The organism is Streptomyces sp. NPDC002138, from assembly GCF_040296485.1.
GTDB lineage: Bacteria > Actinomycetota > Actinomycetes > Streptomycetales > Streptomycetaceae > Streptomyces.
In genome coordinates this window covers 80,521-89,391 of the sequence record NZ_JBEOXE010000019.1, presented here as the reverse complement: position 1 = coordinate 89,391, position 8,871 = coordinate 80,521, and the positions used below count along the sequence as shown (strand labels likewise).

Sequence of the window (8,871 nt, the reverse complement as noted above, 5' to 3'; positions counted from 1 at the left end):
CCGTCAGCCGGACCGGAGCCCGTGGGCCGCTTGGTCCCGTCAGCCGGACCGGAGCCCGTGGGCCGCTTGGTCCCGTCAGCCGGACCGGAGCCCGTGGGCCGCTTGGTCCCGTCAGCCGGACCGGAGCCCGTGGCCCGGCTCGTGGCGTCCGCCGGACCCGAGCCGGTCGCCCGGTCCTTGGCATCGCCCGGCCGGGCATCGGGCCGCACGGCCCGGAAAACCGCCGTGCGCTCACTGTCGGCGGCAGCCGAAGCCTTGGCGTCCGGGGCCCCGGCGCCGGAAGCAGGACGCCCGGCTGCGCCGGCACCCTTGCCGCCCGCCGGGGCAGAACGGTCGGACCCGCCATCGCGGTCATCCGAGCCGGAGCCCGGCTTGGCGCCGGCCGAACCGGAGCCCGCCGGACGCGCATCCGGGCGCAAGGCCCGGAACACTGCCGTGCGCTCGCCGTCAGCGGCAGCCGGAGACTTGGCATCGCCGTCCGCCGGGCGGTCGGGCGAGCCCGAGCCCGGGCGCCCGGAGGGCGCAGACCCGTCAGCGCCCTGCGCACCCGACTTACCGCCCGCCGGGGCGGAACGGTCCGAGCCGCCATCGCGGTCAGCCGAGCCGGAGCCCGGCTTGGGGGCCGCGTCCGGGCGCACAGCCCGGAACACGGCCGTGCGCTCGCTGTCGGCGGCAGCCGAAGACTTGGCATCGCCGTCCGTGGAGCGGTCAGACGCAGCGCCGGAGCGCACGGGCTCGTCAGAGCCCGCCGCACGCGGCTGAGCGGAACGATCCGTCCGGCCGTCGGCGGCGGCCGAGGCGGAGCCCGGCTTGGGAGCCGCCGGGGCGGAACGGTCCGAGCCGCCGTCGGCGTCCGACGAGCCGGAGGCCGGCTTGGGGGTCGCGTCCGGGCGGACGGCGCGGAAGACGGCCGTGCGCTCGCTGCCCGAGTCGGGGGCCTGGGTCAGGCGCGGGTCCGGGCGGGAAGCGGAATCCTGCTTCGGGGTGCCGGAGCCGGAGCCGGGGTTGCGGCGGAAGGCCTCGAACGCGGTGGTCCGGTCATCCCCCGGAGCGGGCTTCAGAGAATCCGGGGCATCAGCGGAAGGAGTCAGGGGGCGCCGGAAAACCGACGTGCGTTCGGGATCAGCGGCTTCGGAGGAAGAAGCGGAATCCTTGGACGCGGGTCGGTCGGTGTCCTTGGACGCGGTCGGCGACGCCTCGCCCGGACCCTCGCCTTCCGCGTCGCGGGACGCTCGGGGCGCCGAAGCGGAATCCTTGGACGCGGGCTCGGGCGCGTCCGTACGGGCAGCGTCCGGCTCCGCGGCGGCCTCCGATTCACCCGCCTCCGCGTCCGCGTCCGCATGCGCTTCCGCATCCGGCTCGTCCGCCGATGCCACCCACGCCGCAACCGCGGCGCGCAGGGGATCGTCCTTCCCCTCGGACTCCTCGGAGCCCTTGGACTCCTCGGAGCCCTCGGGCTCCTCAGGGGGCTCGGAGGCGGCCTCCGGATCCCGGGGACGGAACACCGACAGGCGAGGGTCGGATTCCGCCGCCCCCGGCGCACCCGCGCCTTGCTTTACCGACTTGTCGGGGGACTCGCCCGCCACCAGTTCCTCCTCGATCGACGTCCGGCCGCTGGCCGGACCGCTGTCCGAACCGTCTAACAGTGTCCCGTCTAGGGGGCATCGCCCCCGTGCTAGACGAGAACGACATAGTTGCCGGTTCCACCACAAAGCGACCAGGCACTCTCGACAGATGAATGTGAGAGGGGTCACCCTGTCACTCATCCACGCGGGGAGGCATGGATGGGCAGGAGCCGCAGAACAATTCCGGAGGAGCTTCTGCTGCTCGCTTTGGACCCGGCAACGGGAACCACGGCGCAGCCGCAGTCGCTCGACCTCGGCCTGGCCGGGGCACAGCTAGTGGAGCTGGCTCTGGCAGGACGGATAGCCCCAGACGGGGATCGTATCGCCGTGGTGATGCCACGGCCGACAGGAGATCCGACCCTGGACTCCGCACTGGAACTGCTGCGCCGTCGCGGCAGCCCGGTTCGGGCGGTCCACTGGATCGGCGGACCCCGACTGGGGCTCCGCCAGGTGTACCTCGCTCACCTGGAGCGTTGCGGCATGGTTCATGCCGTCGCGGGACAGATGTGCGGGGTGCTGCCGACGACTCGCTACCAAGCGACCGACACGGCAATCAGCCGGGAGATCCGATCCCGGCTGGACAGCGCGATCCGCACCGGCGTACCCCCGGACCCGCGGACCGCGGCGCTCGCCGCCCTGGCCCACGCGGTCGGACTCGGCAAGCATCTTTACCCCGGCAACGAGGGTCGTTCGTCCAGGTCCCGCCTGCGGGACCTGATTCGGCACGACCCCATGGGCGGCCTCGTGGCACACGCCGTGATGGACGTTCAGAACGGTGTGGCCGCACAGCCGCGCCGCGACCGCGTTCCGGCACCGGCTTCGCCGCCGACCGCCCGCGGGGTGGCCACCGGCGTTCCGCTGCAGCCGCGCCGCACGGGTGCGATGGCCCGCGCCGCCGCACACTGATCCACCGCGTCACCGAGCACACCCCAGCGCGCGGGGTGGCGGGCCGGTCCACCGGCCCCGCCACCCCGCGCGTCTGCTTGTACCGGAGGCGTCCGCGCCGAGGGGCGTGCGCACGGCCCCACAGAACGGCCCGACAGAACGGCCCCGCGGAACGACCCCGCGGAACCGTTCCGGCCCGTTCCCCAGCGGGGTCCCGCCCTTCGATGGCAGTCTGCTCATCATCAGACACGCAGAGAGACAGTAAGCAAACAGCAAGCACGCGGAGGTGCCGTCATCGTGGCGTCCAATGTCAACCCCACCGTCCGACGCCGCCGATTGGGCATGGAGCTGCGCAAGCTCCGCGAGGACAAGGGCATGACGGCCGAGCAGGTCGCCGAACGCCTGCTCGTTTCCCAGTCCAAGATCAGCCGCCTCGAGAACGGCCGCCGTTCCATCAGCCAGCGCGACGTCCGCGACCTGTGCGACGTGTACGAGGTCGAGGACCGCCGGCTCGTCGACTCCCTGATGCAGATGGCCAAGGACTCCCGCCAGCAGGGCTGGTGGCACGCCTTCGGCGACATCCCGTACAGCGTCTACATCGGCCTGGAGACGGACGCGGCCAGCCTGCGGACGTACGAGCCCCAGGTGGTCCCGGGTCTGCTGCAGACCCCGGAGTACGCCCAGGCGCTGATCCGCGGCGCGCTGCCGGAGACCGCGCCGGTCGACATCGAGAAGCGCGTACAGGTCCGGATGCACCGCCAGAAGCGGCTCTCGGAGACCGACAACAGCAACGCCGACGTCGGCCCGCTGCGCCTGTGGGCGGTCATCGACGAGGCCGCCCTGCGCCGCCGCGTGGGCGACGGGCAGTTGATGGTCCGGCAGCTGGAGTACTTGATAGAGCAGTCGGAACAGCCGTACGTCACCGTCCAGGTGATGCCGTTCACCATGGGCGCGCACCCCGGCGTGAACGGCCAGTACGCCATTCTGGAATTCCCGGACGCCTCGGATTCGACGGTCGTCTACATCGAAGGCGTCACGAGCGATTTGTACCTGGAGAAGGCGAATGACGTTCAGAAGTACAGCGTGATGTACGAGCACCTGCGCGCCCAGGCCCTCAATGTGGACCAGACGCGGGAGTTCATCTCCGACATCATCAACGACCATGCGGGCAAGCGCCGGTAATACCGGAGCAAACCGGGCAGGTGGCGGCGGGCGCCGGTACGGTACACCGTCACTGCCCGGCCACGGAAGACCTGGCCTGAATATGCCATCCGGAAGGGTGAATGGCCTCTTCACCCGTCGGGCGGTGCCGGTAGCGTCGATCACGTCAACCAGGGAATGGGTTGGCGCCAATTCGGAACGACTCGCTGAACCGGAGAAAAACATGGCTATTCGACTGGGCGCCACGGAAAACTGGACGAAGTCCTCGTACTCCGGCGGCAACGGCGCGTGCGTCGAAGTCAAGTCCCCCGTCACCGAGGCCATCGCGGTCCGCGACTCGAAGGTGCAGGACGGCCCGTCCATCGCCTTCGCGCCGGGTTCCTGGACCTCGTTCGTCACCGAGGTCAACGAAGGCCGGCTGGGACAGCTCGTCTGAACATCACGACGAACGTCCCGACCGACCTGCCCGCGGTACCCGTAGTACCTGCAGTACCTGCAGCACCCGCAGTACCCGCAGTACTGACTGGAGCCCTCTCGACTGGCCCGCCGTCTCAGCCGAGGGGGCTCGGCCATGTCCGCGTCCGCCGAGGTCACCCGCGCTGACGCAGCTGGTCGACGTACCGGTCCGTCCCCGGCACCGTCGGGATGAACGGCGCGACCAGCTCCACCCGCCCGCCGAGCCCGGCCGCCGCGACCTCCGCGTCCAGCCCCTGGAAGCGGTCCCAGCAGGTGCGCGGGTCGGCCTCCAGGAACCACAGCAGCGTCAGCCGGGTGTCGACCCCCTCGACCTGCTTGACGTACGTCATCCGGTCGCCCGGCAGCGGGGTCGGCCGGAAGACCGTCACCATCGCGGCCGGTGAGCCGTGCAGCCGCTGCGGCAGGTGGCGCGAGCGCAGCCACTCCAGCAGCTCCGCCCGCTGCTCGGGCCCCTCCGCGTCGATGACCTGGACGACGAGCCCGGCGTACGGGTGGTCCATCGCGTGGTAGTCCCGGGGGCCGGCGGCCCCGTCGCGGTAGACGGTCGCCTCGTGGTCCTGGAAGGCCGTGAAGACGTGCGTACGGTCCTGATAGACCCGGCCGTCGCGGTTCAGCCGCTTGTTGATGCCGACGGTCCACTTCATGTGCTCGTCGTAGCGGCCCTCGGTCACCCAGTACGTCGAGATGTAGCACCCGGCTGTGACCGGCTGGGCGACGGCCGACTTCTCGGGGTAGCGCAGCTCCTGGAGTTCGCGGGTGGCGACCCAGCGGCGCCCGGCGAACATCCACGGCATGGCCATGGCGCCCGCGTAGTAGTGGTCGTCCTCGTACCAGCGGTTGTACGCGAACTCGTGGCCCGGGTGCGGTTCGACCATGGTGATGAGCGCGTGGCCGGGGTGCACGCCGTACGGGCCGACGGACGCGAGCGCGGCGTAGTCGTCGGGGCGGGTGTCCGCGGCCCGCGCGTTCTGGTCTTCTGTCGTCATGGGAACGGTCTAGCTGATACGACGTCAGATGGGGAGGGGCGGGAGACGGTCCACCCGCCGGATCCCCCCGAACCCCGCCGGGAAGCTCCGGTACGGGGGTTCCCACACCGGCCCCGCCGCCGTAGCCTGACGCATCGTCAGATCGAGGCCGAACGCCCTGCCCCGCGAGGAGTCCGCATGCTGCTGCAAGGCAAGACTGTCATCGTCTCCGGCGTCGGCGCCGGGCTGGGGCACCAGGTCGCCGCCACCGTCGTCCGCGACGGCGGGAACGCCGTCCTCGGCGCCCGCACCGAGGCCAATCTCGTCAAGTCCGCCGCCGAGATCGACCCCGACGGCACGCACACGGCCCACCTCGCCACCGACATCACCGACGAGGCCCAGTGCGCCGCCCTCGCCGCCCTCGCGCGGGAGCGGTTCGGCGGGATCGACGCCGTCGTGCACGTCGCCGCCTGGGACTCCTACTTCGGCGGTCTCCAGGACGCCGACTTCGGCACCTGGCAGCAGGTCCTCGACGTCAACCTGCTCGGCACCCTGCGCATGACCCGCGCCTGCCTGCCCGCCCTGAAGGCGAACGGCGGCTCCGTCGTCATCATCGGCACGCAGTCCGCGATCGCCGCCCCCTCCGAGGTCCAGCAGGCCGCGTACGCCGCTTCCAAGGGCGCGCTGACCTCCGCCATGTACTCCATGGCCCGCGAGCTGGGCCCGGACCGGATCCGGGTCAACACCGTGCTGCCGGGCTGGATGTGGGGGCCGCCCGTGCAGGCGTTCGTCACCTTCAGCGCGCACTCCGAGAACGTTCCGGAGGCCGAGGTGCTGGCCCGCCTCACGCAGCGGATGGCACTGCCCGAACTGGCGACCGACGGGGACGTCGCGGACGCCGCGGTCTTCCTCGCCTCCGACCGCGCCCGGGCGATAACCGGCCAGTCCCTGCTGGTCAACGCCGGTGAGCTGATGCGATGAGGAGCGACACGACGGCCCTCGCCCGGGGATCCTCGGATCGTATGCTCGCAGCATGAGCACTCCGAGCAACGCTCCGGCCGAGCCCACCCCGGCCGCCGCGCCCACTCCGGCCGCCGCTTCCGGACCGGCCGCCGCTTCCGGACCGGCCGCGGCCCCCGGCCCGACCGACAACTCCATGCGCCGCGCCCTCAAGCGGGCGCGCGACGGCGTCGCGCTCGACGCGGCCGAGGCGGCCGTACTGCTCCAGGCGCGCGGCGAGGCCCTGCGGGACCTCTCCGCGTCCGCCGCCCGCGTCCGGGACTCCGGGCTCGCCGCCGCGGGCCGCCCGGGGGTCATCACGTACTCCCGCAAGGTCTTCATCCCCCTCACCCGCCTCTGCCGCGACACGTGCCACTACTGCACCTTCGTGACGGTCCCCGGCAAGCTGCGCCGCGCGGGCCACGGCATGTACCTCTCCCCCGACGAGGTCCTCGACATCGCCCGCCAGGGCGCGGCGATGGGCTGCAAGGAAGCCCTGTTCACGCTCGGCGACCGCCCCGAGGAGCGCTGGCCCGAGGCCCGCGAGTGGCTCGAGGCGCACGGCTACGACGACACGCTCGCCTACGTCCGCGCGATGGCGATCCGGGTCCTGGAGGAGACGGGGCTGCTCCCGCACCTCAACCCCGGGGTGCTGACCTGGTCCGACCTCCAGCGCCTCAAGCCCGTCGCGCCCTCGATGGGGATGATGCTGGAGACCACCGCGACCCGGCTGTGGTCCGAGCCGGGCGGCCCGCACCACGGCTCCCCGGACAAGGAACCGGCCGTACGGCTGCGCGTCCTGGAGGACGCCGGCCGCTCGAACGTCCCCTTCACGACCGGGGTGCTGATCGGGATCGGCGAGTCGTACGAGGAGCGCGCGGACGCGTTCTTCGAGCTGCGCCGGATCCAGCGGGCCTATCACGGCATCCAGGAGGTCATCGTCCAGAACTTCCGCGCCAAGCCGGACACCGCGATGCGCGCGATGCCCGACGCGGAGCTGGAGGAGCTGGCCGCGGCCATCGCGGTGGCCCGGCACATCCTGGGCCCGGCCGCCCGGATCCAGGCCCCGCCGAACCTGGTGGACGCCGAGTACGCCCTGCTCATCGGCGCGGGCATCGACGACTGGGGCGGGGTCTCCCCGCTCACCCCGGACCACGTCAACCCCGAGCGGCCCTGGCCGCACATCGAGGAGCTGGCCGCGCGGACCGCCGCCGCCGGGTTCGAGCTGCGCGAGCGCCTGACCATCTACCCGGAGTTCCTGGAGCGCGGCGAGCCCTGGCTGGATCCCCGGCTGCTGCCGCACGTGCGCGCGCTGGCCGACGTACGCACCGGGCTCGCGGTCGAGGGCGCGGCCGTGGTGGGGCGGCCGTGGCAGGAGCCGGACGGCGGGTTCGCGGGCACCGGGCGCACCGATCTGCACGCCACGATCGACACCGAGGGCCGCACCGGCGACCGGCGGGACGACTTCGACCACGTGTACGGCGACTGGGAGGCCCTGCGCGAGGCCGCGGCCCCGGGCATGGTCCCGGACGCGGGGATGGTCCCGGGCGCGGCCTCTTCGGACCCCGAGCGCCTCGGCACCGAGGTCCGCGCGGCTCTCGCCCAGGCCGCCGACGACCCGACGAAGCTCACCGACGACCAGGCCCTCGCCCTGCTCCACGCGGACGGGCCCGCCCTGGACGCGCTCTGCCGGATCGCGGACGACCTGCGCAAGTCGGTCGTCGGCGAGGAGGTGACGTACATCGTCACGCGGAACATCAACTTCACCAACGTCTGTTACACCGGCTGCCGGTTCTGCGCCTTCGCGCAGCGCCGCACCGACGCCGACGCCTACACCCTCTCCCTCGACCAGGTGGCCGACCGCGCCGAGCAGGCGTGGGACGTGGGCGCGGTCGAGGTGTGCATGCAGGGCGGCATCCACCCGGACCTGCCCGGGACGGCGTACTTCGACATCGCGCGCGCGGTGAAGGCGCGGGTTCCCGGCATGCACGTGCACGCCTTCTCCCCCATGGAGGTCGTCAACGGCGCGACCCGCACCGGGATGTCGGTCCGCGACTGGCTGACGGCGGCCAAGGAGGCGGGCCTGGACTCGATCCCGGGGACGGCGGCGGAGATCCTGGACGACGAGGTCCGCTGGGTGCTGACCAAGGGCAAGCTGCCCACGGCCGACTGGATCGACGTCGTCACCACCGCGCACGAGCTGGGCATCCGCTCCTCGTCGACGATGATGTACGGCCACGTGGACCAGCCGCGGCACTGGCTCGGGCATCTGCGCACCCTGGCCCGGATCCAGCAGCGGACGGGCGGCTTCACGGAGTTCGTGACGCTGCCCTTCATCCACACCAACGCGCCCGTGTACCTGGCGGGCATCGCCCGGCCCGGCCCGACGGCGCGCGACAACCGGGCGGTGATCGCGATGGCCCGGCTGCTGCTGCACCCGCACATCACCAACATCCAGACCAGCTGGGTCAAGCTGGGCGCCGAGGGCGCGGCCGAGATGCTGCGCTCGGGGGCGAACGACCTGGGCGGGACGCTGATGGAGGAGACCATCTCCCGGATGGCGGGCTCCGGTTACGGCTCGTACAAGTCGGTCAGGGACCTGGTCGCGATCGCGGAGGCGGCGGGGCGGCCGGCGCGTCCCCGTACGTCGCTGTACGGCGAGGTCCCCGAGGAGCGGCAGCGGGCGGCGCTCGCCTCGGACGGGCACCTGCCCGCGCTGCTGCCCGTACTGGAGTAGGCGGCGGCGCGGGCGGGTTCGG

General features: G+C 72.4%; 6 protein-coding genes and 1 pseudogene. 5 read left to right on the top strand and 2 right to left on the bottom strand.

Annotated features, from left to right (window positions below):
* Positions 1–1,754, bottom strand: a pseudogene (locus ABT084_RS15210) (hypothetical protein); the annotation flags it as partial.
* 30 nt (positions 1,755–1,784) lie between these two features.
* Here ABT084_RS15210 and ABT084_RS15205 point away from each other — a divergent pair.
* The 3 genes from ABT084_RS15205 to ABT084_RS15195 all read left to right on the top strand — a co-directional run bounded on the left by ABT084_RS15205 (position 1,785) and on the right by ABT084_RS15195 (position 4,107).
* Entirely contained in the window at positions 1,785–2,531 is a 747-nt protein-coding gene (locus tag ABT084_RS15205) for a GOLPH3/VPS74 family protein (RefSeq protein WP_351043002.1), read from the top strand.
* 276 nt (positions 2,532–2,807) lie between these two features.
* Entirely contained in the window at positions 2,808–3,692 is an 885-nt protein-coding gene (locus ABT084_RS15200; protein ID WP_351042999.1) for a helix-turn-helix domain-containing protein, read from the top strand.
* Positions 3,693–3,894: 202 nt separating this feature from the next.
* Positions 3,895–4,107, top strand: a complete 213-nt coding sequence (locus ABT084_RS15195) for a DUF397 domain-containing protein (RefSeq protein ID WP_330331026.1) — start codon at positions 3,895–3,897, stop codon at positions 4,105–4,107.
* Positions 4,108–4,261: 154 nt separating this feature from the next.
* On the opposite strand, the gene ABT084_RS15190 is transcribed toward ABT084_RS15195, so the two are convergent.
* Entirely contained in the window at positions 4,262–5,134 is an 873-nt protein-coding gene (locus ABT084_RS15190) for a hypothetical protein (protein WP_351042996.1), read from the bottom strand.
* 177 nt (positions 5,135–5,311) lie between these two features.
* Between ABT084_RS15190 and ABT084_RS15185 the strand changes: the two genes are divergently transcribed.
* A complete protein-coding gene (locus ABT084_RS15185) occupies positions 5,312–6,094 on the top strand; it encodes an SDR family oxidoreductase (protein ID WP_351042993.1) in 783 nt (260 codons plus the stop codon).
* 175 nt (positions 6,095–6,269) lie between these two features.
* Complete coding sequence (locus tag ABT084_RS15180) at positions 6,270–8,849, top strand: bifunctional FO biosynthesis protein CofGH (RefSeq protein WP_502968939.1); 2,580 nt, start codon at positions 6,270–6,272, stop codon at positions 8,847–8,849.
* Positions 8,850–8,871 lie beyond the last annotated feature (22 nt).